Source organism: Pseudomonas sp. KH_027 (genome assembly GCF_057838565.1).
Genome location: NZ_CM174470.1, coordinates 4,716,087 through 4,740,803 on the forward strand (window position 1 = coordinate 4,716,087; position 24,717 = coordinate 4,740,803).

Genomic DNA, 24,717 nt, shown 5'->3' on the forward strand with positions numbered 1-24,717 from the left:
ATGTACCTACCGCCCGCATTTCGCGAAGAAGACCTGCCCACCCTGCATGCGCAGATGCGGCAAACGCCCTTGGCGATTCTCGTCAGCCATGACCGCAACGGCATGCAGGCCAGCCATCTGCCCTTGCTGCTGGCGCCTGGCGAGGGTCGCTTCGGCACCCTCAAAGGCCACTTCGCGCGGGCCAATTCGCACTGGCAAAGCCTTGCGGCTGGCGCCGAAGTCATGGTGATTTTCCCCGGTGCGCAGGCCTATGTCAGCCCCAGCTATTACCCGAGCAAAGCCGAGCACGGCAAAGCGGTGCCGACCTGGAACTACATCGCCATACACGCCCATGGCCAGGCCGAAACCTTTGACGATCCGCAGCGCCTGCGCAAACTGCTGAGGCAGCTTACCGAGCAGCACGAACAAGGGCGCCCGCAACCCTGGGCCATTGACGATGCCCCGGCGGCCTACATCGACAGCATGCTGCGCGCCATCGTCGGCTTTTCCCTGCCCATCGAGCGCCTGGAGGGTAAATGGAAGCTCAGCCAGAACCGCGACCAAGCCGACCGCACCGGCGTGCGTGAACAACTGGCCGGCAGTGCCTTGCCCAGCGAGGTTGAACTGGCAGCCCGCATGGCCGAATGCACGCACGAAGACCGCAATTAACCTGAGCCTTTGTGAGAGAACAGCCCCATGCACACACTGACCATCCGCCCCATCAATCAGGACGACCACGCCGCCTGGCTACCGCTCTGGCAGGGCTACCTGCGCTTCTACAAAGCGGAACTTCCCGAGCAGACCAGCGCCCTCACCTGGCAGCGCTTTCTCGACCCGACCGAGCCGCTGCATGCCGCGCTGGCCTGGCGTGGCGGCAAGGCCATCGGCATGGTGCATTTCATCTACCACCGCTCGTGCTGGACGGTTGGCGATTACTGTTATCTGCAGGACCTGTTCGTCGCCGAAAACCTGCGTGGCGCTGGTGTCGGTCGGCAGTTGATCGAACACGTTTACCGTGAAGCGAAAAGCGCCGGCGCCTCGCGGGTGCACTGGCTGACCCACGAGACCAACCTCGACGCCATGCAGCTGTATGAGCGCATCGCCGAGCGCTCCGGTTTCCTCCAATACCGCAAATTGCTCTGAGCAGGAATTCACTCATGAACGAAGCCCCCCCACTCAACTGGCAAGCCGCTGGCACGCCCACTCGCGAAGTCCTGCAAGGCCGCACTGTGCGCCTCGAAGGACTCGACCCGGCGCGCCATGGCGACGACCTTTGGCTGGCCTTGCAAGGCCCGGATTCCGACCCATTGCTGTGGGACTATTTGCCCTATGGCCCGTTCCCGGAACGCAGCGCCTTCGACGCCTGGCTCAGTGCCAACGCGGCGAGCAAAGACCCGCTGTTTTACGCTGTGATCGAGCCGGCCAGCGGCCAGGTACAAGGTCTACTCAGCTACCTGAATATCCACCCGGCGCATGGCAGCATCGAGATCGGGCACATCTGCTATGGCCGCGTGATGCAACGCAGTGTGCAGGCCACCGAGGTGATCTACCTGCTCGCCGACTACGCCTTCCGCCTGGGTTATCGCCGCCTGGAATGGAAGTGCAACGCGCAGAACGCCCGCTCCAAACGCGCCGCCGAGCGCTTCGGCTTCAGCTACGAAGGGCTGTTCCGCCAGCACATGGTGATCAAAGGCCGCAACCGCGACACCGCCTGGTACGCCATGCTCGACCAGGAATGGCCGGCCATCGGCGCACGATTCGAACGCTGGCTGGCAGCGGACAACTTCGATGCCCAGGGCCAGCAGCGGCAGCGTCTGGAGACCCTGCACGACTGAACTACTTAGTACCTGTGACGCCAGCCTTATGAAACGCTAAAACTTCATCGCTATAAACGACGACCAACCCCAACACGTCCGACAAGGTTGCCGTCATGCACTGCCCGCCGTTGCCGCTCGCCCGCTGTATCGCCCTCGGCTAACGGTGATCTGGGTAACAACGTAAGAACAGGTGTATCGATTTCTTCTAGGAGCGCTCGGCTGGCCCGACCTACTCGAACCTAATCGGTATCGAACAGGCCGTTGCGCACGGGTGCGGCGGCCAGGCGCTGGCGGATGTCTCCGTCGATGCGTGGATCGTCCGGGCGATAGAGCATCACCTGGCGGTAGGCGCTGACCCGGTTGATCTCCGCCCCCAGGTATTCCCAGACCACGCGGGTGCAGGCCGGGGTGCGCCGGTCGCCGCTGGAAACGCCGGTCTTCAAGCCATTCAAGCGGGTGATGCGGCTCTTGAAGCTGGGGATGAGGATGGTCTGGCTCATCTCATTGAGGGTCAGCGATTCGTAGTCGAGCAGGAACAGTCGGTCCTGCAAATGGAAGGCGGCGCCGAGGTAGCGGCAACGCACCCAGTCCTCGGCCTGCACGTCGGTGCTGCTGGAGCGCTCCTGGCGTTCCTGGCGCTCGAACAGGAAGGTGCCGCGCTCCTCGCGCAGGTGCACCAGCGACAGCAGGATGCTGCCGGGCACCGACATGCAATTGGAGTATTCGAAGTAGTAGCCGCAGTAGCGCGTCAGGCTGGTGGCGTGCTCGCGCAATGGCTGCAACAGGCTGTACAGCGGATCGCTGGAGGCCGCTGCCGCCGGGTCGGCGTTGCGCGCACCGATCAGGCGGGCGAACTGCTCGGCCGGCAGGCCCAGTTCGTAGTCCTCGACGCCGAAGAAATCGCCGATGCGTTTGCGGTTGTAGGCGGTCGGCTGGCTCTGACCACTGAGGTACTTATTGAACTGCGCGCGATTGATCGCGAGTTTGCGGCAAACCTCGGCGATCGAGCGGTAATGGCTGCAGAGCAGCCTGAGGTTGACGCCCAGATTGTTCGACATGCGTCGACCCTCCATTGATGCGAACGGCGCGAATATAGCATCAACTCGCACCACATAGAATACACCCGCGAAATTGCCTGATCGGCGCCCTTGGCCAACCATGCGCGGCATGCTCACGACCTGCTGTCGTGCCATCCATCGTTCGAACAATAAGAATCGAGGAATCCCCATGCTCGAAGTGCTTAACGACTTCCTGTCCGGAAAACTGCTGATCGTGCTGATCGTCGGTTTGGGCAGCTACTTCACCCTGCGCTCGCGGTTCGTCCAATTCCGCCACTTCACCCATATGTTCAGCGTGTTCAAGCAGTCGTTGCGCAGCAGCGGCGGCCAGCTCAGCTCGTTCCAGGCACTGATGCTCAGCCTCGCCGGCCGCGTTGGCGCGGGCAATATCGCCGGGGTCGGCATCGCCGTGACCCTGGGCGGCCCGGGTGCGGTGTTCTGGATGTGGGTGACCGCGCTGGTCGGCATGTCCAGCAGCTTCTTCGAATGCTCCCTGGCCCAGCTGTACAAACGCAGCGACGGTGACGGCCTGTACCGTGGCGGCCCGGCCTACTACATCCAGCACGGCCTCGGCCTGCGCTGGATGGCCATGGTCTTCGCCACGCTGCTGCTGGTGACCTACGGCTTCGCCTTCAACGGCCTGCAATCGTTTACCGTGACCCACTCGCTGGAAAACGCCTTCGGCTTCCCGGTGCAGTACACCGGTATCGGCCTGGCCGTGTTGCTGGGCCTGGTGTTCATCGGCGGGATCAAGCGCATCGCCTCGGTCTCCGACCTGCTGGTGCCGGTCAAGACCCTGGCCTACATCGGCGTGACCCTGTACGTGATCTTCACCCAGATCGATCTGGTGCCGGGCATGCTGGTGACCATCGTCAAGAGCGCCTTCGGCCTGGAGCCGGCCTTCGCCGGCCTGCTGGGCAGCGCCATCGTCATGGGTGTGAAGCGCGGCGTGTTCGCCAACGAGGCCGGCCTCGGCAGCGCGCCCAACGTCGCCGCCGTGGCCAGCGTCGAGCACCCGGTCGCCCAGGGTGTGGTGCAGGCGTTCAGCGTGTTCCTCGACACCTTCGTGATCTGCACCTGCACCGCGCTGCTGATCCTGCTGTCGGGTTTCTACACCCCGGGCTTCGAAGGCGACGGCATTGTCCTGACCCAGAACTCCCTGGCGGCGGTGGTGGGCGACTGGGGCCGGATCTTCGTCAGCGTGGCGCTGAGCCTGTTCGTGTTCACCTGCATCCTCTACAACTACTACCTCGGCGAAAACGCCCTGCAGTTCCTGCTGGGCAAGAGCCGCGCGGCGCTGCTGACCTACCGCGGCCTGGTGCTGGCGCTGATCTGCTGGGGCTCGATGCAGAACCTCTCCACCGTGTTCGCCTTCGCCGACATCACCATGACCTGCCTGGCCTTCGTCAACCTGATCGCCCTGGCCATGCTGATCAAGGTCGGCCTGCGGGTGATGCGCGACTACGATGAGCAACGCCGTGCCGGCATCCAGACACCGGTGTTCGACGCTTCGAAGTTCGCCGACCTGGACCTCGACCGCGACGCCTGGCCGACCGCGCCGCGCAGCGAAGTGCCCAGCGCAGCGTTGACCACACGCCTGGTGAGCAGCCACCGCTAGTCCCACCAGCGCGCTGCACAAGGTGCCGCTTCTCCGCCTGGCGCGGGGAGCGGCACCGTCGTATCAGGCAACAATCCGCCCTGGCCCTGAGCGCTTGCGCGGCAGGAATCCGCTGTATGCTGACCCACCCGTTTTACCTTCACGCTTTCCCAAGGACCATGGCATGAGCGCAGTCAAAAACCTTTTCGTGCTCTATACCGGCGGCACCATCGGCATGCTGCAGACGCCCCAGGGCCTGGCTCCCGGCGGCGGCTTCGAAGCGCGCATGCGCGAGCACCTGAACAGCCTGGCGTCAGCGCCGGCAATCAGTTGGCGGTTCCATGAACTGCTACCCCTGCTCGACAGCGCCAACATGAGCCAGGCCAATTGGCTGGCCATGCGCGACGTCATCGTCGATGCAGTGGAAAACGGCGGGCACGATGCCGTGCTGCTGCTGCACGGCACCGACACCCTGGCCTACAGCGCCGCCGCCTTGAGCTTTCTGCTGCTCGGCCTCGGTGTGCCGGTCGTGCTGACCGGCGCCATGCTGCCGGCCGGCGCCGAAGGCAGCGATGCCTGGCCCAACCTGTGCGGCGCCATGCAGACGCTGGCAGCGGGCGTTGCGCCGGGCGTGCAGCTGTACTTCAACGGCGAGCTGATGCACGGCGCACGGGTGAGCAAACTGCGTAGCGATGCCTTCGACGCCTTCACCGTGCTGCCCAGGCAACGGCTTGGCGAGCGCGCGGATGCCCTGCCCGCCGCGCTCGATTTCCGCCAGCCGCGCCAGCCGGTGAACCTCGCCGTGCTGCCGCTGTTTCCCGGCATCCAGGCCTGCCATGTGCAGGCCCTGCTCGACACCGGCGTGCAGGCGTTGCTGCTGGAGTGCTATGGCGTTGGCACCGGCCCCTCCGACAATGCCGAGTTGCTGGCCGCGTTGAGCGCCGCCCATGCCCGCGGCGTGGTGTTGGCGGCGATCAGTCAATGTCCGCAAGGGCATGTCGAGTTCGGCGTATATGCCGCTGGCAGCCAGTTGCTCAGCACCGGGTTGATTTCGGCAGGCGGCATGACCCGCGAAGCGGCGCTGGGCAAGCTGTTCAGCCTGCTCGGCGCGGGCTTGGGTCAGGCCGAAGTGGAACAGTGGTTTGTGTTGGATTTGTGCGGCGAGCGCGTGGAGTAACGCCGGTTACGGTTTGCGGGGAAGGCTTTAGCCGCGATGTCCTGCACGAGCCAATCGCGACTGAAGCCGCTCCCAGCAGGCCCTGACAGGCCGGAGAATAAAAAAGGGGAGCCTCGCGGCTCCCCCAAAGGGACTTGTTCGTTAACCGATCAGGCCTCGATCTCGACCAGCACTTCGCCCGGATTGACGCGGTCGCCTTTGGCCACATGGATGGCCGTGACCTTGCCGGCGATCGGCGCCTGGACTTCGGTTTCCATCTTCATCGCCTCGCTGATCAGCACGGCCTGACCGGCTTTCACCGTGTCGCCTTCCTTGACCAACACATCGACGATATTGCCCGGCATGGTGGTGCTGACGTGGCCCGGCTCGCTGGCGTGCTTGCGCTTGCCGCTGGCGCCGCCACCGACGAATTCGTTGAGCGGCTCGAACACCACCTCTTCCGGCATGCCGTCGATCGACAGGTAGAAGTGCCGTTTGCCGTCGGTCTTCACGCCAACGCCGGTGATGTCGACGCGGTAGCTTTCGCCGTGCACGTCGATGACGAACTCGGTCGGCACGCCTTCACCGCCGGCAGCGGACACGCCGCCGGCTTCCGGAATCGGCAGCAGCACTTCCGGGGCCAAGGTGCCGGCCGCACGCTCTTCGAGGAATTTGCGCCCGATGTCCGGGAACATCGCATAGGTCAGCACGTCTTCGGCGGATTGGGCCAGGGCGCCGACCTCGGCGCGCAGCTTGTCCATCTCCGGCTTGAGCAGGTCGGCCGGGCGCACGTCGATCACGTCCTCGCTGCCGATGGCCTGACGCCGCAGTTTCTCGTCGACAGTGCCCGGCGCTTTGCCGTAGCCGCCTTGCAGGTAGAGCTTCACTTCGTTGGTGATGGTTTTGTAGCGCTCGCCGGCCAGCACGTTGAAGAACGCCTGGGTGCCGACGATCTGCGAGGTCGGCGTTACCAGCGGCGGGTAGCCAAGGTCTTTGCGCACCCGCGGGATCTCGGCCAGCACTTCGCCCATGCGGCTCAGCGCGCCTTGCTCTTTGAGCTGGTTGGCCAGGTTGGAAATCATCCCGCCCGGCACCTGATTGACTTGCACACGGGTGTCGACGGCGGTGAATTCGCTTTCGAACTGGTGGTACTTCTTACGCACGGCGTAGAAGTACAGGCCGATTTCCTGCAGCAGCTCCAGATTCAGGCCGGTATCGAACTCGCTGCCTTTGAGCGCGGCGACCATCGACTCGGTACCCGGATGGCTGGTGCCCCAGGCGAAGCTGGAGATCGCGGTGTCGATATGGTCGGCACCGTTTTCGATCGCCTTCAGCTGGCACATGGCGGCCAGGCCGGCGGTGTCGTGGGAGTGAATGAACACCGGCAGCGATTGCTCGGCCTTCAGCGCCTTGACCAGTTCGCCGGTGGCGTACGGGGTCAGCAGGCCGGCCATGTCCTTGATCGCGACCGAGTCGCAACCCATGGCTTCCATCTGCTTGGCCTGGGCGACGAAGGCTTCGATGGTGTGCACCGGGCTGGTGGTATAGGCAATGGTGCCTTGAGCGTGCTTGCCGGCTGCTTTCACCGCTTCGACGGCCACGCGCAGGTTACGCACGTCGTTCATGGCGTCGAAGATGCGGAACACGTCGATACCGTTGACCGCCGCCTTGGCGACGAACGCCCGCACCACGTCATCGCTGTAGTGGCGGTAGCCGAGCAGGTTCTGCCCGCGCAGGAGCATTTGCAGGCGCGTGTTGGGCAACGCCGCGCGCAGTTGGCGCAGACGCTCCCACGGGTCTTCCTTGAGGAAGCGCACACAGGCGTCGAAGGTCGCGCCGCCCCAGACTTCCAGCGACCAGTAGCCGACTTTGTCGAGCTTGTCGCAGATCGGCAGCATGTCTTCGGTGCGCATGCGGGTCGCCAGCAGCGACTGGTGGGCGTCACGCAGGATGGTGTCGGTTACATAAATTTTCTTGGACATGTTCTATTCCTCACAGGCCTGCGTGGGCGGCGATGGCGGCGGCGATGGCCAGGGCCAGCTCTTCGGGTTTGCGCTTGATCGAGTAGTTGGTCAGTTCCGGGTGGCTCTCAACGAAGCTGGTGTTGAACTGACCGCTGCGGAATTCCGGATTGCGCAGGATTTCCTGGTAATAGGCGGCGGTGGTCTTCACCCCTTGCAGGCGCATGTCGTCCAGCGCGCGCAGGCCACGGTCCATCGCCTCTTCCCAGGTCAGGGCCCAGACCACCAGCTTCAGGCACATGGAGTCGTAGTAGGGCGGAATGGTGTAGCCGGTGTAGATCGCCGTGTCGGTGCGCACGCCGGGGCCGCCGGGCGCGTAGTAGCGGGTGATCTTGCCGAACGAGGGCAAGAAGTTGTTCTTCGGGTCTTCGGCGTTGATCCGGAACTGCAGGGCGAAGCCGCGGTACTGGATGTCTTCCTGCTTGACCGACAGCGGCAAGCCGCTGGCGATGCGGATCTGCTCGCGAACGATGTCGATGCCGGTGATTTCCTCGGTGATGGTGTGTTCCACCTGCACCCGGGTGTTCATCTCCATGAAGTACACCTCGCCCTCGGCGAGCAGGAACTCCACGGTGCCGGCGTTTTCGTAACCCACCGCCTGCGCCGCTCGCACCGCCAGGTCGCCGATGTAGGCGCGCTGCTCGGGGGTCAGTTGCGGGCTGGGGGCGATCTCGATCAGCTTCTGGTTGCGGCGCTGGATCGAGCAGTCGCGCTCGAACAGGTGCACCACGTTGCCGAAGCTGTCACCGAGGATCTGCGCCTCGATGTGCTTGGGATTGACGATGCATTTTTCCAGGAACACTTCCGCCGAACCAAAGGCCTTGGTCGCTTCGGAGATCACCCGTGGGAAGGCTTGCTCCAGCTCTTCACGGCTGTTGCAACGACGAATGCCGCGGCCGCCGCCACCGGACGTGGCCTTGAGCATGACCGGGTAACCGATGCGGTCGCCCTCGATCAGCGCTTCATGGATATCCGCGACGTTGCCTTCGGTGCCTGGGGTGACCGGCACGCCGGCCTTGATCATGCTGCGCCGGGCTTCGGTCTTGTCGCCCATGCGGCGGATCACCTCGGCCGACGGGCCAATGAACTTGATTCCGCGCTCGGCGCAGATATCCGCCAGTTCGGCGTTCTCGGAGAGAAAGCCGTAACCGGGGTGCAGCGCATCGCACCCGGTCTCGACCGCCAGGTTGACCAGCTTGCGCGGGTTCAAGTAGCCGGCCAGTGGCTCGGCACCGATGCTGTGGGCCTCGTCGGCGCGCTTTACATGCAGCGCCATGCGGTCGGCATCGGCGTAAATCGCCACCGAGCGGATGCCCATCTCGGCGCAAGCGCGCACGATACGGACGGCAATCTCGCCACGGTTAGCGATCAGGATTTTCTTGATCACGGAAGGTTTCCCTCGGCCTGGTGAACTGGCGACCGTTTATGCGCGGTCGATCCATGCGCGAGCACCTGAAGCGGATTCAAGGCCCTGTCGCGTATTCACCCTAGCCCCCTGCGCCGATTAACCAAAATCAATAATAATTGGGTTAGCCATAAGCAAAGACTTATAGTTGCTCGACCAGACATTGATAGACAGGTGGGCCCCGTGCGTAAGTCATTGTTACGTATGACGTTACGTCAGCTGCAGGTGTTCCGGGCGGTGTGCGAAAGCCTTTCCTACAGCCGCGCCGCCGAAGAAATGGCCCTGACCCAACCGGCGGTCAGCCTGCAAATTCGCCAGCTGGAAGAGCTGGTCGGCCAGCCATTGTTCGAGTATGTCGGCAAAAAACTCTACCTGACCGACGCCGCCGAGGCACTGCAACGCGCCAGTGGCGATATTTTCGGGCGCCTGGAAAGCCTCGACATGCAGCTCTCGGACTTGCAGGGCTCGCTACAAGGCCAGCTCAAGCTGGCGGTGGAGTCCAGCGCCAAATACTTCGTGCCGCACCTATTCGCCGCCTTCAAGCACCAGTATCCCGAGGTCAACCTGGAACTGGTGGTGGTCAATCACGCGCAGACGATCAGGCGGCTCAGCGCCAACCGCGACGACCTGCTGATCATGTCGCAGGTACCGCAGGATATGTCACTGGAGTTCCTGCCCTTCCTCGACAACCCGATCATCGCCGTGGCGCCGCCCGAGCACCCGTTATGCCAACGCGGCAATCTCGGCCTGCAGGACCTCTGCGACTGGCCGTTGCTGGTGCGCGAGCAGGGCTCCGGCACGCGCAAGGCCATCGAGGATTACTGCCACCAGAAACGCGCGCACTTCGTCCAGACCATCGAACTGGGCTCGATGGAGTCGCAGCGCGAAGGCGTGATCGCCGGGCTCGGCCTGGCGCTGCTGTCGCGCCACGCGGTGCGCCGCGAACTGGACGGCGGCCTGTTGCACGAACTGCCGGTCAGCGAATTACCGTTGATGCGCAGCTGGTGCCTGGTGCATCCACGCGGCAAATACCTGTCGCCGGTGGCGCAGACCTTCTTCGCCTTTATCCGCGCCGAGCGCGCGCAGATCAGCGCGCTGGCGGCGCGCTTCGCCGGGACGCCGAGCGCACCGCATTCAGGTAGTTAGCGGCGACCAGCTCGGGAAAGTCCGCCAACTCCTGCTGCAGCCGACGCTGCTCGGTGAAGTCCTCGATGGCACGGCGGTAGGCCATACGGCGCTGATCTTCCTGCTGACGGCGGGTTTTGGCCGCCGAGCCGAGGTGCTGTTGCGAGTCGTCCAGGTAACGAGCCATATCAGATCTCCCATGAACAGGTGCGGGGAGCACCAGCATGGGCGACAGGCATTACGTTTTAGCGGCAGCGCAATGAAACTGCGGTGACCGTGCGGTTTCAGTCTTCGCTGGCCTTGATCGTCTTCGGCGACAGACGCAGGCTGCGCAAGCTGCGCTTGACGCTTTTCAGGTGATTGACCAGGGTTGGCCCGCGGGCCATGGCCACGCCCATGGCCAACACATCAATCACCACCAGATGGGCGATGCGCGAGGTCAGCGGGGTGTAGATCTCGGTATCTTCCTGCACGTCGATGGCCAGGTTGACCGTCGACAACTCGGCCAACGGCGTCTGGCTCGGGCACAGGGTGATCAAGGTCGCGCCCGCCTCACGCACCAGATTGGCGGTGATCAGCAAGTCCTTGGAGCGCCCCGATTGCGAGATGCAGATGGCCACATCGGTCGGCTTCAACGTCACCGCCGACATCGCCTGCATGTGCGGGTCGGAATAGGCCGCCGCCGTCAGCAGCAAGCGGAAGAACTTGTGCTGGGCATCCGCCGCCACCGCACCGGAGGCGCCGAAGCCATAGAACTCCACGCGCTGGGCCTGGGAGCAGGCGGCGATGGCGCGCTGCAGGGCCTTCGGGTCGAGCTTTTCGCGCACCTCGATGAGGGTGTGCAGGGTGGTGTCGAAAATCTTCAGGCTGAAGTCGGCGACCGAATCGTCTTCATGGATCGCGAACTGGCCGAAACTCGCGCCAGCCGCCAGGCTCTGGGCCAGTTTCAGCTTCAGATCCTGGAACCCGGTGCAGCCGATGGCGCGACAGAAACGCACGATGGTCGGCTCGCTGATGCCAACGCTATGGGCCAAGTCAGCCATGGAACTGTGCATCACCGCCGCGGGGTCGAGCAGCACGTGATCGGCGACCTTGAGTTCCGACTTTCGTAACAGGTGACGCGACTGGGCGATGTGTTGCAAGAGGTTCAAGGGGTTTGGCTCTGTTGATGGGTTATGATCGGCGAGAATCGCTCCAATGTCGTCGCGAGCGCAGCAGGCATTGAGCGGTTCTACGCCGGGTTGTAGCGTGCGTGTAGTTATACTACATGACCCGCCTCCCGCCCAGGTAAACCGCGCTTGGAGCCCCCTTGTTAACCATCCCTTGCGACATGCTGGTATTTGGCGGCACCGGTGATCTGGCGCTGCACAAACTGCTGCCGGCGCTCTATCACCTGCACCGCGACGGCCGCCTGCATGCCGACATGCGCATCCTCGCCCTGGCCCGCAGCGCATTGGCACGCGAGGCGTATCAGGCGCTGGCCGAACGGCGTTGCCGGGCCCAGATCGCCCGCGCCGACTTCGATGCGGCGACCTGGAGCAGCTTCGCCGCCCGCCTCGACTACTTCGCCATGGATGCCTCGCAAAGCGCCGATTTCGGCCGCTTGGCCAAGCACCTCGGGCATGCCGAGCAACGGGTGCGGGTCTACTACCTGGCCACCGCGCCGGACCTGTTCGAAGACATCGCCGCGCACCTGGCCATCGCCGGCCTCGCCGGGCCCCACGCGCGCATCGTGCTGGAAAAACCGATCGGCCATTCGCTGGAATCGGCCAAAGCCATCAACGCCGCGATCGGCGCAGTATTCGATGAGTCGCGGGTGTTTCGCATCGACCACTACCTGGGCAAAGAGACAGTCCAGAACCTGATGGCCCTGCGCTTTGCCAATGCCCTGTTCGAGCCGGTGTGGCGCGCTGGGCATATCGACCATGTGCAGATCAGCGTCTGCGAAACCCTCGGCGTGGAAAACCGCGGCGCCTACTACGACCGTTCCGGCGCCATGCGCGACATGATCCAGAACCATCTGCTGCAGCTGCTCTGCCTGGTGGCCATGGAAGCACCGGTGCGCTTCGACGCTGAAGCCGTGCGCAACGAAAAGCTGAAGATCCTCGAAGCACTGAAACCGATCAGCGGCCTTGATGTGCAGGACCAGACCGTGCGCGGCCAATACGCCGCCGGGAAGATCGGCGGGCAGGAAGTGCCGGCGTACTACTTCGAGAAAAATGTCGACAACGACAGCGATACCGAGACCTTTGTCGCCCTCCAGGTTGAAATCGACAACTGGCGCTGGGCCGGCGTACCGTTTTACCTGCGCACCGGCAAGCGCATGGCGAAGAAGGCGTCGGAGATCGTCATCCAGTTCAAGCCGGTGCCCCATCGCCTGTTCGACGGCAGCCAACCCAACCGCCTACTGATCCGCCTGCAGCCGGAGGAACGCATCAGCCTGCAACTGATGGGCAAGACCCCTGGCAAAGGCATGCGCCTGGCACCGGTGGAGCTGGACCTCAACCTGGCCCAGGCCTTCCGCCAGAAACGCCGCTGGGATGCGTACGAGCGGCTGCTGCTGGACGTGATCGAAGGCGACTCGACCCTGTTCATGCGCCGCGACGAGGTGGAAGCCGCCTGGAGCTGGGTCGACCCGATCCTCAAAGGCTGGCTCGAGTACTACCAGAACCCGCGCCCCTACCCAGCCGGCTCCAACGGTCCCGAACAGGCGCAGAGCCTGCTCGAACTGCAAGGGCGCAAGTGGCTGGAGTAGTAGCTCTCTAGTCGTCAATCGACGCTCGATGCCTGCGACCAGCCAAACGCCGGGCAAGCCGCCCACCCGCGCCCGCTACGATGCCAGGCTTTGCTCGCGCAGCAGCTGCGCAAACACCAGCGCCTCAACCGGCCGGCTGATCAGGAAGCCCTGGATCTCGTCGCAGTGCTGGGCCTTGAGGAAGTCCATCTGCGCCTGGGTTTCCACGCCTTCGGCGACCACCTTCAGCTCCAGGCTGTGGGCCATGGCGATGATGGCGCGGGTGATGGCGGCGTCTTCGCCGTTGGCGGAAAGGTCACGGATGAAGGTCTGGTCGATCTTCACGTAGTCCACCGGGAAGCGCTTGAGGTAACTGAGCGAGGAGTAGCCGGTGCCGAAGTCGTCGATCGCCAGTTTCACGCCCATGTCGCGCAGCTGCTGGAAGGTGGCGATGACATTCTCGACATTGTCGAGCAGCTGGCTTTCGGTCAGCTCCAGCTCCAGGAACCGTGGCGCCAGGCCGGTTTCGTCGAGCACCTGGCGCACCAGGCTGGTCAGGTTGCCCTGGCGCAACTGGTGCACCGAGAGGTTCACCGAAACGCGGATATCCGCCAGGCCCTCGCGCTGCCATTCGCGCGCCTGCCAGCAGGCTTGGCGCAAGACGAATTCGCCGATGGCGGCGATCAGCCCGGTTTCCTCGGCCAGGCCGATGAAATCCCCCGGCGGCACCAGGCCCAGCTCGGGATGGCGCCAGCGCACCAGCGCTTCGGCAGCGTTCATGCTGTCGTCGGCCAGGCACAGCTTGGGCTGGTAGAAGACCTCCAACTGGCCGAGCTCGATGCCTTTGCGCAGCTGGTTTTCCAACTGCAGGCGCTCGAGGGTGCAGGCCTGCAGGTTGTCGGTGAAGAACTGGAAAGTGTTGCCGCCCAGGTGCTTGGCGTGCTGCATGGCCATGTTGGCCTGGCTGATCAGGGCGGAGATTTCCCGCGCGTTGTCCGGCAGCAGGCTGATGCCAACGGAAGCACTGACCACCAGTTCCTGGCCGCCGACGGTCATCGGCATGCGCAGCTTGGTGAGCAGGCGGCTGGCCATCCGCGCCAGGCTCGACAGGCTGCCGTAGGAGTCCAGTAGCACGGCGAACTCATCGCCGGAGAGCCGCGCCAAGGTGTCGGCCTCCGGTACCGCCTGGGTCAGGCGACGGCTCATCTGCCGCAACAGTTGGTCGGCGACTTCGTGGCCGAGGCTGTCGTTGAGCATTTTGAAACGATCCAGGTCGATATGCAGCAGGGCCAGGCTGCGGCCGTTCTGCCGCGCACGCTGGCTGGCCTCATGCAGGCGCGCCTTGAACAGCGTGCGGTTGGCCAGCCCGGTCAGTTCGTCGTAGTGCGAGAGGTAACGCAGGCGCTCCTCCGCATCGCGGCGCGACGACAGGTCGGCGAAGAAGCCGACGATATGGCTGACCCGCCCCCGCGCGTCGTGCACCACATTGAGTTGCAGCCATTGCGGGTAAAGTTCGCCATTCTTGCGGGTTTCGATCAGCTCGCCCTGCCATTTGCCGCTCAGCTCCAGCTCCTGGCGGATCAGCTCGTACTGGCGGCGCGTGGCCCGGCTGCCGATCAAGCGGGCGACGCTGCGCCCATGCACTTCGTCGCGGGTGTAACCGGTGACCTTGCTGTAGGCCTGATTGACCGCCAGTACCAGGTAGTCGGGGTCAAGAATGATGATGCCCTCGCTCGCCGCCTCGAACACGGTGGCGGCCAGGCGTTGCTCTTCTTCGCGGCTCTTCCAGCCACTGATATCGCGGCGGGTGCCGAGCATGCGGGTGACCCGACCCTGGGTATCGCGCTCCACCGCGCGGCCGCGATCCTCGATCCACACCCACTGACCATTGGTGTGGCGCACGCGGTATTCGATCTGGTAGCCGTCGCTCAGCCCCTTCATGTGCTCGACCAGGGTACGCCGCAGCAAGGGCAGGTCTTCCGGGTGCAGCCGTGGCTTGAGGTCGCGCAGCATGGCCTTCACCTCATCCGGCTCGACCCCGAAAATCTCCTTGAGGTGCGAGTGGTGCACCTCGTCGCTCACCAGGTTCCAGTCCCACATGCCCAGCTCGCTGGCCTCCAGCGCCAGCGCCAGACGCTCCTCGCTCTTGCTCAGGGCGTGGCTGGCCTCGTCCAGTTCCAGGGTGCGCTGGGCAACGCGCATTTCCAACTCGCTGTGGGCCTGGCGCAATTCGCGTTCGGCGCGCCGGCGTTGTTCCACCTCACGCGCCAACTCGCCATTGAGCCCCTCGGCCTGGGCCTTGGCGTATTCCAGGCGGCTGATCAGCGCTTGATTGTGAAAACGCTGGAGCAAACTGCGTTGCACCAGGCGATTGACCTGCCAGGCCACCACCAGCAGCGCGGCGAACAGAATCAGCCCGAGCAGGCCCCAGCCTTGCTGCAATGGGTGGTTGCTGAGCAGCAGATAGCCCACCGCCGGCAGCAGGCACGGCAAGGCGAAGACCAGGAAAGCCGGGAGGCTGACCGCATAGGCGATACTGGCGGAGAGGATCGCCGCGGCGATCAGGCCGAACATCAGCACCTGCTGGTGAAAGGCATCCGGCGGCACCAGGGTGATCGCGCCGATGGCCAGGGTCATCCCGGAGGCCGCAGCGCCGAGCTGGAACATCCGCCGCCAGTGTGGCTTGGCCTGGCGCGAGGGCAGCGCGGCATTGAAGGCCGCCACCTGGATCAGCTGCAGTACCGCCAACAGCACCAGCCCGACCAACCAGCAGGAAAGCAGCAGGCCGCCCTGCGGGGCCCACAACAGGTACGCGCAGGCCAGGCCGCTGAGCAGCATGAACAGCGTGGGAATCCGTGAGCCCTCATAGAGCAGACGGGTGCGCTCAACCGCCATGTCGGTGGCGAAGAGCTGGCGAATATCCCGGTCGGCGTCCACAGACGACGACACCGGGGGAGTCCTTGGGTCAGCGGTCATAGGCTATTTTCTTATAATGGTGTGCCTAAACGTCGCCGGAGCATACCCGAGCCAGACGCATCACCCAAGGCTCAAGTGCGGCATTTTCCCTCCCGTCAGCCTGTACTTTCGATAGCCGGTACCCGCCCGTCGGGCTGACCAGGCGGTCATCCGCCGCTTGGCGTTTGCCCTGGCTATCCCAGCCCCCTAGAATGCCGCGATGCGCGACGATCTCTCCCTTTTGCTGAATTCCCTCAACGATGCCCAACGCCAGGCTGTAGCAGCCCCGGTGGGACGTCAGTTGGTTCTGGCCGGCGCAGGTTCCGGCAAAACCCGTGTGCTGGTGCATCGCATCGCCTGGCTGATCCAGGTCGAGCACGCCTCGTCACACTCGATCCTGTCGGTGACCTTCACCAACAAGGCCGCGGCCGAGATGCGCCAGCGCATCGAACAGCTGATGGGCGTCAACCCCGCTGGCATGTGGGTCGGCACCTTCCACGGCCTGGCGCACCGCCTGCTGCGCGCGCACTGGCAGGAAGCCGGCCTGAGCCAGAGCTTCCAGATTCTCGACAGCGACGACCAGCAGCGACTGGTCAAACGGGTGATCCGCGACCTCGGCCTGGACGAGCAGCGCTGGCCGGTACGCCAGGCCCAGTGGTTCATCAACGGGCAAAAGGACGAAGGCCTGCGCCCGCAACACATCCAGGCCAGCGGCGATCTGTTCCTCGCCACCATGCGCAAGATCTACGAAGCCTATGAGGCGGCCTGCCTGCGCGCCGGGGTGATCGACTTCTCCGAGCTGCTGCTGCGCGCGCTGGACCTGTGGCGCGACCATCCGGGCCTGCTCGAACATTACCAGCGGCGCTTCCGGCACATCCTGGTCGACGAATTCCAGGATACCAACGCCGTGCAGTACGCCTGGCTGCGGCTGCTCGGCAAGGGCGGCGACAGCCTGATGGTGGTGGGCGACGACGATCAGTCGATCTACGGCTGGCGTGGGGCGAAGATCGAGAACATTCATCAGTACTCCAGCGACTTCCCCGACGCCGAAACCATTCGCCTGGAGCAGAACTACCGCTCCACGGCGGGCATCCTCAAGGCCGCCAACGCGCTGATCGTCAACAACAGCGGGCGCCTCGGCAAAGAGCTGTGGACCGATGGCGGCGAAGGCGAACCGATCAACCTGTACGCCGCCTTCAACGAACACGATGAAGCGCGTTACGTGGTGGAAAGCATCGAAAGTGCGCTGAAAACCGGCCTGGCGCGCAGCGATATCGCCATTCTCTATCGCTCCAACGCCCAGTCGCGGGTGTTGGAAGAGGCGCTGCTGCGGGAGAAGATTCCCTATCGCATCTACGGCGGCCAGCGCTTCTTCGAACGCGCCGAAATCAAGAACGCCATGGCCTACCTGCGCCTGCTCGACGGCCGCGGCAACGATGCGGCGCTGGAGCGGGTGATCAACGTGCCGGCGCGTGGCATCGGCGAAAAGACCGTCGAAGCGATCCGCGATCACGCCCGGCATGCCGACCTGTCGATGTGGGAGGCGATGCGCCAGCTGATCGCCAACAAGGGCCTGACCGGGCGCGCCGCCGGTGCCTTGGGCGCCTTTGTCGAGCTGATCGAGAACCTTGCCGCCAAAGTCCTGCAGATGCCGTTGCACCTGATGACCCAGACCGTCATCGAGCAATCCGGGCTGATCACCTACCACAAGGAAGAAAAGGGCGAGAAAGGCCAGGCGCGGGTGGAAAACCTCGAGGAACTGGTCAGCGCGGCGCGCAACTTCGAGAACAACGAGGACGACGAGCAGACCCCGCTGGCGGCCTTCCTCGGCCACGCCTCGCTGGAATCCGGCGACACCCAGGCCGACGAGCACGAAGACAGCGTACAACTGATGACCCTGCACAGCGCCAAGGGCCTGGAGTTCCCGCAGGTGTTCCTGGTCGGCATGGAAGAAGGCCTGTTCCCGCACAAGATGAGCCTGGAAGAGCCCGGCCGCCTCGAGGAAGAACGCCGTCTGGCCTATGTCGGCATCACCCGCGCCATGCAGCAACTGGTGATGACCTACGCCGAGACCCGCCGGCTGTATGGCAGCGAGACCTACAACAAGGTCTCGCGCTTCGTGCGTGAGATTCCGCCGGCGCTGATTCAGGAAGTGCGGCTGTCCAACAGCGTCAGCCGGCCCTATGGCAACAGCAACCGCGGCGCCAACACCAGCAGCATGTTCGCCAATGCCGAGGTGCCGGAAACCGAGTTCCGCCTCGGCCAGGCGGTGAAACACGCGCTGTTCGGCGAAGGGGTGATCCTCAACTTCGAAGGCGCCGGCGCCCAGGCGCGGGTGCAGGTGAATTTCGCCGACGAAGGCAGCAAATGGCTGATGCTCGGTTATGCCAAGCTGGAGCCGGCGTAATCTGACCGCTACGGGCGGGGTTGCACACAACATTTCGTAGGAGCGGGCCATGCCCGCGATGCTTGTGCGGGCATGGCCCGCTCCCACGGGTGTAGTGTTATTCCAATGCGTTGGTGAAGACAGGCCGGGGAATGCACCCTGGCGAGGAGCACCCTCGATGGGCAACGGTCTGCTGTCTTCCTGGACCTTCTGGGCCCTGCTCTCGGCCTTGTTCGCGGCGCTGACGGCGATCTTCGCCAAAATCGGCATCGAGCAGGTCAATTCCGATTTCGCCACCCTGTTGCGCACCGTGGTGATCCTCTTCAGCCTGGCGCTGATCCTGTATGCCACCGGCCAATACCAGCCGCTCGGTTCGATCTCGGCCAAAAGCTACCTGTTCCTGACGCTTTCCGGGCTGGCCACCGGCGCTTCGTGGATCTGCTATTTCCGTGCACTCAAGCTTGGCCAGGCTGCGCTGGTCGCACCGGTCGACAAGCTCAGCGTGGTGCTGGTGGCGCTGCTCGGGGTCACCCTGCTGGGCGAGAAGCTAGACCTGCGCCAGTGGTGCGGCATCAGCCTGGTCACTGCCGGCGTGATCCTGCTGGCACTCAAACCCTGACGACCGCGCCGGCTGGCAGGGCCTGCAGACTCCGTTGGTCGTTTTCGGCAGCAACCCCAGGCTGAGGATTCATACTTGCAGGCGAGGTACGCCCGATGAATCGATCGCCCACCGCCAAGCAAATCCTCGACTGCGCCCTGGAACTGGCCGATGCCTGTGGCTGGGAGCGCCTGCAGCTGTTCGCGGTCGCCGAGCGCCTGGAAGTCGGCCTGGATGCCATCGCCCGCCATTACCGGCAGAAAGACGACCTCGTCGAGGCCTGGTTCGATCGGGCGGACAGCGCCATGCTGGCCCGCGCCCAGGCGCCTGACTTAGCGGCCCTGCAGCCCGGCAAGCGCCTGGAAGAACTGCTGATCGCCTGGCTGCAGAGCCTGGCCGCGCACCGTACGGTCACCGCGCAGATGCTGCTGTACAAATTCGAACCTGGCCACCTGCATCTGCAGGTACTGGGCCTGCTGCGCATCAGCCGCACGGTGCAGTGGTGGCGTGAAGCGGCCCGCCGTGACAAATACGCCCTCAGCCGAATAATCGAAGAAAGCCTGCTGAGCAGCGCCTACCTGTGTACCTTTCTCCACTGGCTGCGCAGCCCATGGGAAGAAGAAGCCGATCTGCGCGCCTTCATGCGCCGCCAGCTGCGCTGCGCGCCCTTGCTCGTGCTGCTGCGAAGTTAGGCAAAAGCCCGAAACACTCTGGCGCTGGCCATAGGCACCCAGCCTGTGCAACATGGCGCGCGTTGAATCAATTAAGAGAGAGCTCCAACAATGAAGCGTTTCCTCAGCCTTGCCATGGTGCTGTGCGTCGCCCTGACGCTCAGCCTGGATGCCAATGCCAGACGCATGGGCGGCGGTAAATCCTTCGGCTCGGCGCCGACTCATCAAACTCGCCAAGCCACGCCGCCGGCCAGCCAAGCCGCTGCCCCAGGCCGTGCAGCCCCTGCCGCCGCCAGCGGTGCCTCGCGCTGGCTCGGCCCGCTGGCCGGCCTCGCCGCCGGTGGCCTGCTCGCCTCGATGTTCATGGGCGATGGCTTCCAGGGCATGCAGATCTTCGACTTCCTGATCATCGGCCTGATCGCCTTCCTGGCGTTCCGTTTCATCTCCGCTCGCCGTCGCCAGCAGGCACAAGGTCAACCGGCCACTGCCGGCTATGCCCCGATGCAGCGGCAGATGCCGGGTGCCGATCAAGCGCAAACGCCCTCGATCTTCGGTGGCAGCAGCGCCGCAGCCGCGCCAGTGATCAATGCACCGAGCTGGTTCAACGAGCAGCGCTTCATCGAAGCCGGTCGTGAGCACTTCATGTCCCTGCAACAACACTGGGACGCAGCCGAGCTGGACAAGATCGCCGAATTCGTCACCCCGCAGATGCTCAGCTTCCTCAAGGAAGAACGCGCCAGCCTCGGTGACGGCTTCCAGTCCACTTATGTCGATGACCTGCAGGCGCAGCTCGATGGCATCGATGAGCTGGCCGACAAGACTGTTGCCACCCTGACCTTCCGCGGCATCGAAAAAAGCTCGCGTTTCGACCAGGGCGAAGCCTTCAGCGAAAGCTGGCGGATGGAACGCGTCAACGGCGACAACTCGCCGTGGTTGGTGGCGGGTATTCGTCAGAACAGCTGAGTCTGACTGGCCTCTGCGCTGCACAAGAACCCCAGCCAACGCTGGGGTTTTTCTATTCAGTGAATCGCAGGCATTGCGCTTGCGCCGAGCTACTGTATAAAACGCGCCATCCCACGTGAGAGGTTCTATGCCATGGAAGAAGTGATCGACGAGCTGCGTGAACTGAACGAGAAAGTCCCGGTGCCCCTGGAGCTGCCGGAAGAAGAATTGCTGGTGGAAATCGAAGAACAGTTGTTGATCAACATCCCCTTCGAGTTCCGCGAATTTCTGCTCAAGGTCAGCGATGTGGTTTACGGCCGCCTGGAGCCGGTGACCGTCACCGACCCGCAGTCGCACACCTACCTGCCGGAAGTGGCCTCGGTGGCCTGGTCGCTCGGCGTGCCGCGCGAGCTGATTCCGCTCTGCGAAGACCACGGCAACTACTACTGCGTCGAGCTGGACGGCACCGTGCTGCTGTGGGACGGCGACGAAGAAGACCTCACCGACGAAAGCTGGGACTCGGTGTGGAAGTGGGCCCGTGAGGTCTGGCTGGAAAGCTGATCGATCGGGTGCATGGTTTCGGGCGGCACTCCCCCAGAGCAGCCTCGCCGCGCAGCAGCCCGCGCGCCGAAATCCGCGTCAGCGGTGCGGGTCGTCCCCGCCCTGCTCCAGGGTTTCCAGCAGGGCGACCTGCATGCGTGTATGCACGCGGATCAGCCAGCGCCAGAGCAAGGCGCTGACGCCCGCGGCCAGCAGAGCGATCACCACCAGCAGCTCCAGGGTCGGCAGGATGCTCGCTGATAGCGCCATCAGCAGCAACATGATGACTGCCAGCGAGAGCAGCGGGATCAGCTCGGCAATCACCTTGCGCACTCGCACGGTGTGCCGCCCCGCCATCTCCGCCGTCACGCCCATTTCCGCCAGCAGCATGGAAAGCGCCTTGAGCTTGCGGTAGGCGGCGATCAAGAACGGCAGTGAAAGCAGCAGCGCGGCGCCCCAGATCAGGCCTTTCTGCAGGTTTTCCGGCTGCACCCAGCCACTCAGGTAGGTCGCCAGGGTGCCGGCGAAATAAGCGCCGCTGAAGAAGATCGCCACCACCAGGGCGATGTTCACCCCGACCTGCAGCAGGATCTTGCGAATCATCCCGGCCAGCACCGCGCCCTGCCCCTGCGGCTGGATACTGCGCAGCCACTCGCCGTACATGCCGAATACCCGCGCCACCGGTTGCGGCATGAGACTGGCCAATTTGAGCGACAGCGGGTCGGCGGCGCGGATCAGGTACGGCGTCAGCAGAGTAGTGAGGGCCGAAACCGCCACCGCCACCGGGTAGAGAAAGTCGCTGGTGACCTGCAGGCTGATGCCGAGCGCGGCGATGATGAACGAGAACTCGCCGATCTGCGACAGGCCCATACCGACCCGCAGCGAGGTGCGCCCGTCATTGCCGGCGATAAAGGCACCGATGCTGCAGGACAACACTTTGCCGACCACCACCGCGAAGGTAATCACCAGGATCGGCCAGACGTATTCGATCAGCACGGCGGGGTCGATCAGCAGGCCGATGGCGACGAAAAAGATTGCGCTGAACAGGTCGCGTACCGGCTCGATCAAGCGCTCGATCTGCACCAACTGGCGCGACTCGGCCATGATCGCACCGATCAGGAAGGCGCCGAGGACCATGCTGTACTCCAGCTTGACCACCAGCAGGCAGAAGCCGAAACACAGGCCGAGCACGGTGACCAAAAGCACCTCGTTGCTTTCGAACTGCGCCACGTAAGCCAGCAGGCGCGGCACCAGCAGGATGCCGATGACCAGCGCGACGATCATGAACAAACTGAGCTTGCCGACCGTGGCGAACACTTGCCCGGCTTCCACCGTGCCGCTCAGGGCGATCCCGGAAAGCAGGGCGATGATGCCGATGCCGAGGATGTCTTCGACGATCAGCACGCCGAAAATCAGCTGGGCGAAGCGCTCGTTCTTCATCTTCAGGTCGCCCAGCGCCTTGACGATGATGGTGGTCGAGGAAATCGCCAGAATGGCGCCGAGGAACAGCGAATCCATGGTGTTCCAGCCGAAATAGCTGCCGATCCCGTAACCGATCCAGATCATCAGCACGATTTCCAGAAAGGCCGCGATAAAGGCGGTGGCGCCGACCTTGAACAGTTTGCGCAGGCTGAACTCGAGCCCGAGGCAGAACATCAGGAAGATCACCCCCAGCTCAGCGAGGGTCTTGATCGTCTGCTCATCGTGGATCAGGGCGAACGGCGGGGTGTGCGGGCCGATGATGAAGCCGGCGACTATGTAGCCGAGCACTACCGGCTGCTTGAAGCGATGAAAGAGGATGGTCACCATCCCGGCGACCAGCATGATCACAGCCAGATCCTGGATAAAACTGATGGCATGCATGACCACTCGCTCCTTTTCAGCACGCAAAGCAGCTGCCCGCGCTCAGGTTTCTCGCTTGGCTCCGTTGGAGCCCATGTAGGAAATGGGGGCGTCCCAGAGGCCCGGCGGGCGCCTGGGACGTGTTGGCAGGTTATCACCAGGCAGCCTGGCGGCGGCCAAGCGCAATAGATTGAAACAGTTATTGGCGTCGAGCCTTTACTGGGTTCCCGCCCGCGCGGGCGGGGATCCAGAGATGCTCATCTCAGCCGCCGTTCTTGGCCTGGGTGTTTTCCAGTTCCAGCAGGTTGAGGAGGAACTGGCCGAAATAGGTCAGGTCCTGCTCCATCGCCGCCCGCGCCGCTTTGCCATCGCCGGCCTGCAGCGCCTTGAAGGTGTCGTCGTGGAAGTCATTGAGACGCAGCGACAAATCGGCCTCGGTGAACAGCCGGTTGAAGAACGGCCCGACCTGCAACCACAGCGTTTCAATCATGCGCAGCAGCACTGGGTTGGCGCAGGCCTGGTAGAGCGTCAGATGGAACAGGCTGTTGTCGTTCAGGTAGCCCTGTACATCGCGGCGTTCCAGCGCGCTTTCCATCCGCTCGACACAGCCTTGCAGGCTCGCCAGGTCGCTGGCCGTCAGGCGCGGCGTGGCGGCTTCCACCGCCAGGCCTTCGAGCGCCAGGCGCACCTGGAACACCTGCTGAAAGCGTTCGCGGGTCATCGGTGGAACACGTACCGAGCGCTGCGGCTCGGCCTCCAGCGCGCCCTCGGCCACCAAGCGCTGCAAGGCGGCGCGCACCGGCATCGGGCTGGTGCCCCAGGCGGCGGCCAGATCGCGGATTTTCAGGCGCTCGCCGGGTTGGAACTGCCCGGCCAGCAAGCGCTCGCGAATACGTCGGTACAGCTGTTCCTGCAGGTTGTCGGCCATCCGCGCGTCACCGTGCAGAGGCCGGCGGTGCCGGCAGTTGGCTCAGGGTCAGGCTGCAGTCGTGCGTCATCTTCAGGGTACCTTGTTTTCGATCAGACAGTTGCCGCCATCCACCACCAGCAACTCGCCGGTGATGTAGCTGGCTTCAGGGGAGGCGAGAAAGGCCACGGCGGCGGCGACTTCCTCGGGACGGCCGGCACGCCCCAGTGGCGTGTAGCGCGCGGCGCGTTGTTCTTCTTCACGGCTGGAAGCGGTGGCGATCCAGCCGGGCGCGATGCTGTTGACCGTGATGCCCCGCTTCGCCACTTCCAGCGCCAAGCCCATGCTCAGACCGACCATGCCGGCCTTCGCCGCGCTGTAGGCCGCCTCGCCGAGGTTGCTGCCGCGGGTGCCGGTGGTCGAGCTGATATTGACGATGCGCCCGTAACCACGCGCCTGCATGCCCGGCAGCAGGGCGCGGGTGAGCAGGAAGGTGCTGGTCAGGTTGCGCGTCAGCGACAGGTTCCAGGTGGCCAGGTCCATACTGACGACCTCGGCGAAAGGTTCGGCACTGCCCAGTTGCGCCATGCCGGCGTTGTTCACCAGGATGTCCACCCGCCCCCATTGCGCCTCGGCCCAGGCCACCAGCTCGGCCACCTGCGCTTCGTCGGTGAGGTCGGCACTGGCCGCGCGCACCTCGATACCTTGCGCCGCCAATTCGGCCGCGCGTTGCTGCACGCGCTCGCTGCTGGCCGTCAGCAGCAGGCGCACGCCTTCACGCGCCAGCCGCCGGGCGATGGCAAAACCAATGCCCTCGGCGCTGCCGGCACCGCTGACCAATGCGACCTGTCCTTGCCATGAGCCGATCGACATAAAATTCTCTTTGTGATCACAAATTTTGCAGATTGTAGCTTATCGGCTTTTTAATGGCAGCTATTGACAGTTCTGTGATCACAAAACCATCATGTGCGAAAATTCGAACGA

The 24,717-nt window shown here is 64.1% G+C and carries 21 protein-coding genes; 12 read left to right on the forward strand and 9 right to left on the reverse strand.

Annotated elements, in window-relative coordinates:
* The 3 genes from AC3IYG_RS22080 to AC3IYG_RS22090 are packed head-to-tail and all read left to right on the forward strand — an operon-like array spanning nt 1 to nt 1,814.
* Nucleotides 1-648 (forward strand): FMN-binding negative transcriptional regulator, encoded by a 648-nt coding sequence (locus AC3IYG_RS22080; RefSeq protein WP_489311604.1) that lies wholly within the window; start codon nt 1-3, stop codon nt 646-648.
* A gap of 27 nt (nt 649-675) precedes the next feature.
* On the forward strand, nt 676-1,122 hold the full coding sequence (locus AC3IYG_RS22085; protein ID WP_489311605.1) for a GNAT family N-acetyltransferase: 447 nt from the start codon (nt 676-678) through the stop codon (nt 1,120-1,122).
* A gap of 14 nt (nt 1,123-1,136) precedes the next feature.
* Complete coding sequence (locus AC3IYG_RS22090) at nt 1,137-1,814, forward strand: GNAT family N-acetyltransferase (RefSeq protein ID WP_489311606.1); 678 nt, start codon at nt 1,137-1,139, stop codon at nt 1,812-1,814.
* 221 nt (nt 1,815-2,035) lie between these two features.
* On the opposite strand, the gene AC3IYG_RS22095 is transcribed toward AC3IYG_RS22090, so the two are convergent.
* The gene (locus AC3IYG_RS22095) at nt 2,036-2,854 is read right to left on the reverse strand and encodes an XRE family transcriptional regulator (RefSeq protein WP_489311607.1); all 819 of its coding nucleotides are present in this window, start codon (nt 2,852-2,854) and stop codon (nt 2,036-2,038) included.
* A gap of 169 nt (nt 2,855-3,023) precedes the next feature.
* Between AC3IYG_RS22095 and AC3IYG_RS22100 the strand changes: the two genes are divergently transcribed.
* Together AC3IYG_RS22100 and AC3IYG_RS22105 are read left to right on the forward strand one after the other, a co-directional pair.
* A complete protein-coding gene (locus tag AC3IYG_RS22100) occupies nt 3,024-4,472 on the forward strand; it encodes an alanine/glycine:cation symporter family protein (protein WP_489311608.1) in 1,449 nt (482 codons plus the stop codon).
* A gap of 163 nt (nt 4,473-4,635) precedes the next feature.
* A complete protein-coding gene (locus tag AC3IYG_RS22105; protein ID WP_489311609.1) occupies nt 4,636-5,628 on the forward strand; it encodes an asparaginase in 993 nt (330 codons plus the stop codon).
* Between the two features lie 149 nt (nt 5,629-5,777).
* Here AC3IYG_RS22105 and oadA read toward each other — a convergent pair whose 3' ends face one another.
* Entirely contained in the window at nt 5,778-7,589 is a 1,812-nt protein-coding gene (oadA, locus tag AC3IYG_RS22110; RefSeq protein ID WP_489311610.1) for a sodium-extruding oxaloacetate decarboxylase subunit alpha, read from the reverse strand.
* Between the two features lie 10 nt (nt 7,590-7,599).
* A complete protein-coding gene (locus AC3IYG_RS22115; RefSeq protein WP_489311611.1) occupies nt 7,600-9,015 on the reverse strand; it encodes an acetyl-CoA carboxylase biotin carboxylase subunit in 1,416 nt (471 codons plus the stop codon).
* Between the two features lie 222 nt (nt 9,016-9,237).
* Here AC3IYG_RS22115 and AC3IYG_RS22120 point away from each other — a divergent pair, with 222 nt between their 5' ends.
* Nucleotides 9,238-10,179 carry a LysR family transcriptional regulator gene (locus AC3IYG_RS22120; protein ID WP_489313984.1) on the forward strand — a complete coding sequence of 314 codons (942 nt, stop codon included), beginning with the start codon at nt 9,238-9,240 and terminating at the stop codon, nt 10,177-10,179.
* Here AC3IYG_RS22120 and AC3IYG_RS22125 read toward each other — a convergent pair.
* The gene (locus AC3IYG_RS22125) at nt 10,121-10,345 is read right to left on the reverse strand and encodes a PA3496 family putative envelope integrity protein (protein WP_489311612.1); all 225 of its coding nucleotides are present in this window, start codon (nt 10,343-10,345) and stop codon (nt 10,121-10,123) included. The two genes, AC3IYG_RS22120 and AC3IYG_RS22125, sit on opposite strands and share 59 nt — an antisense overlap.
* Nucleotides 10,346-10,442: 97 nt before the next feature.
* The gene (gene hexR, locus AC3IYG_RS22130) at nt 10,443-11,309 is read right to left on the reverse strand and encodes a transcriptional regulator HexR (RefSeq protein ID WP_489311613.1); all 867 of its coding nucleotides are present in this window, start codon (nt 11,307-11,309) and stop codon (nt 10,443-10,445) included.
* Between the two features lie 179 nt (nt 11,310-11,488).
* Here hexR and zwf point away from each other — a divergent pair, with 179 nt between their 5' ends.
* Nucleotides 11,489-12,913, forward strand: a complete 1,425-nt coding sequence (zwf, locus tag AC3IYG_RS22135) for a glucose-6-phosphate dehydrogenase (RefSeq protein ID WP_489313985.1) — start codon at nt 11,489-11,491, stop codon at nt 12,911-12,913.
* 75 nt (nt 12,914-12,988) lie between these two features.
* On the opposite strand, the gene AC3IYG_RS22140 is transcribed toward zwf, so the two are convergent.
* Nucleotides 12,989-15,787: a putative bifunctional diguanylate cyclase/phosphodiesterase gene (locus tag AC3IYG_RS22140; protein ID WP_489313986.1), complete on the reverse strand. Its 2,799-nt coding sequence runs from the start codon at nt 15,785-15,787 to the stop codon at nt 12,989-12,991.
* Between the two features lie 280 nt (nt 15,788-16,067).
* Between AC3IYG_RS22140 and uvrD the strand changes: the two genes are divergently transcribed.
* From uvrD to AC3IYG_RS22165, 5 genes are all read left to right on the forward strand, one after another.
* A complete protein-coding gene (gene uvrD, locus AC3IYG_RS22145; protein ID WP_489311614.1) occupies nt 16,068-18,254 on the forward strand; it encodes a DNA helicase II in 2,187 nt (728 codons plus the stop codon).
* Between the two features lie 157 nt (nt 18,255-18,411).
* On the forward strand, nt 18,412-18,852 hold the full coding sequence (locus tag AC3IYG_RS22150; protein WP_489311615.1) for an EamA family transporter: 441 nt from the start codon (nt 18,412-18,414) through the stop codon (nt 18,850-18,852).
* A gap of 95 nt (nt 18,853-18,947) precedes the next feature.
* Nucleotides 18,948-19,523 (forward strand): TetR/AcrR family transcriptional regulator, encoded by a 576-nt coding sequence (locus tag AC3IYG_RS22155; protein WP_489311616.1) that lies wholly within the window; start codon nt 18,948-18,950, stop codon nt 19,521-19,523.
* A gap of 90 nt (nt 19,524-19,613) precedes the next feature.
* Nucleotides 19,614-20,465: a Tim44 domain-containing protein gene (locus tag AC3IYG_RS22160; RefSeq protein ID WP_489311617.1), complete on the forward strand. Its 852-nt coding sequence runs from the start codon at nt 19,614-19,616 to the stop codon at nt 20,463-20,465.
* Between the two features lie 132 nt (nt 20,466-20,597).
* Entirely contained in the window at nt 20,598-21,005 is a 408-nt protein-coding gene (locus AC3IYG_RS22165) for an SMI1/KNR4 family protein (protein WP_489311618.1), read from the forward strand.
* Between the two features lie 78 nt (nt 21,006-21,083).
* On the opposite strand, the gene AC3IYG_RS22170 is transcribed toward AC3IYG_RS22165, so the two are convergent.
* The 3 genes from AC3IYG_RS22170 to AC3IYG_RS22180 all read right to left on the reverse strand — a co-directional run bounded on the left by AC3IYG_RS22170 (nt 21,084) and on the right by AC3IYG_RS22180 (nt 24,606).
* Nucleotides 21,084-22,847, reverse strand: a complete 1,764-nt coding sequence (locus AC3IYG_RS22170) for a cation:proton antiporter (RefSeq protein ID WP_489311619.1) — start codon at nt 22,845-22,847, stop codon at nt 21,084-21,086.
* Nucleotides 22,848-23,088: 241 nt separating this feature from the next.
* Nucleotides 23,089-23,754, reverse strand: a complete 666-nt coding sequence (locus tag AC3IYG_RS22175) for a GntR family transcriptional regulator (RefSeq protein WP_489311620.1) — start codon at nt 23,752-23,754, stop codon at nt 23,089-23,091.
* Nucleotides 23,755-23,826: 72 nt separating this feature from the next.
* Nucleotides 23,827-24,606, reverse strand: coding sequence for an SDR family NAD(P)-dependent oxidoreductase (locus AC3IYG_RS22180; protein WP_489311621.1), 780 nt, complete (start codon nt 24,604-24,606; stop codon nt 23,827-23,829).
* Between the last annotated feature and the right edge of the window lie 111 nt (nt 24,607-24,717).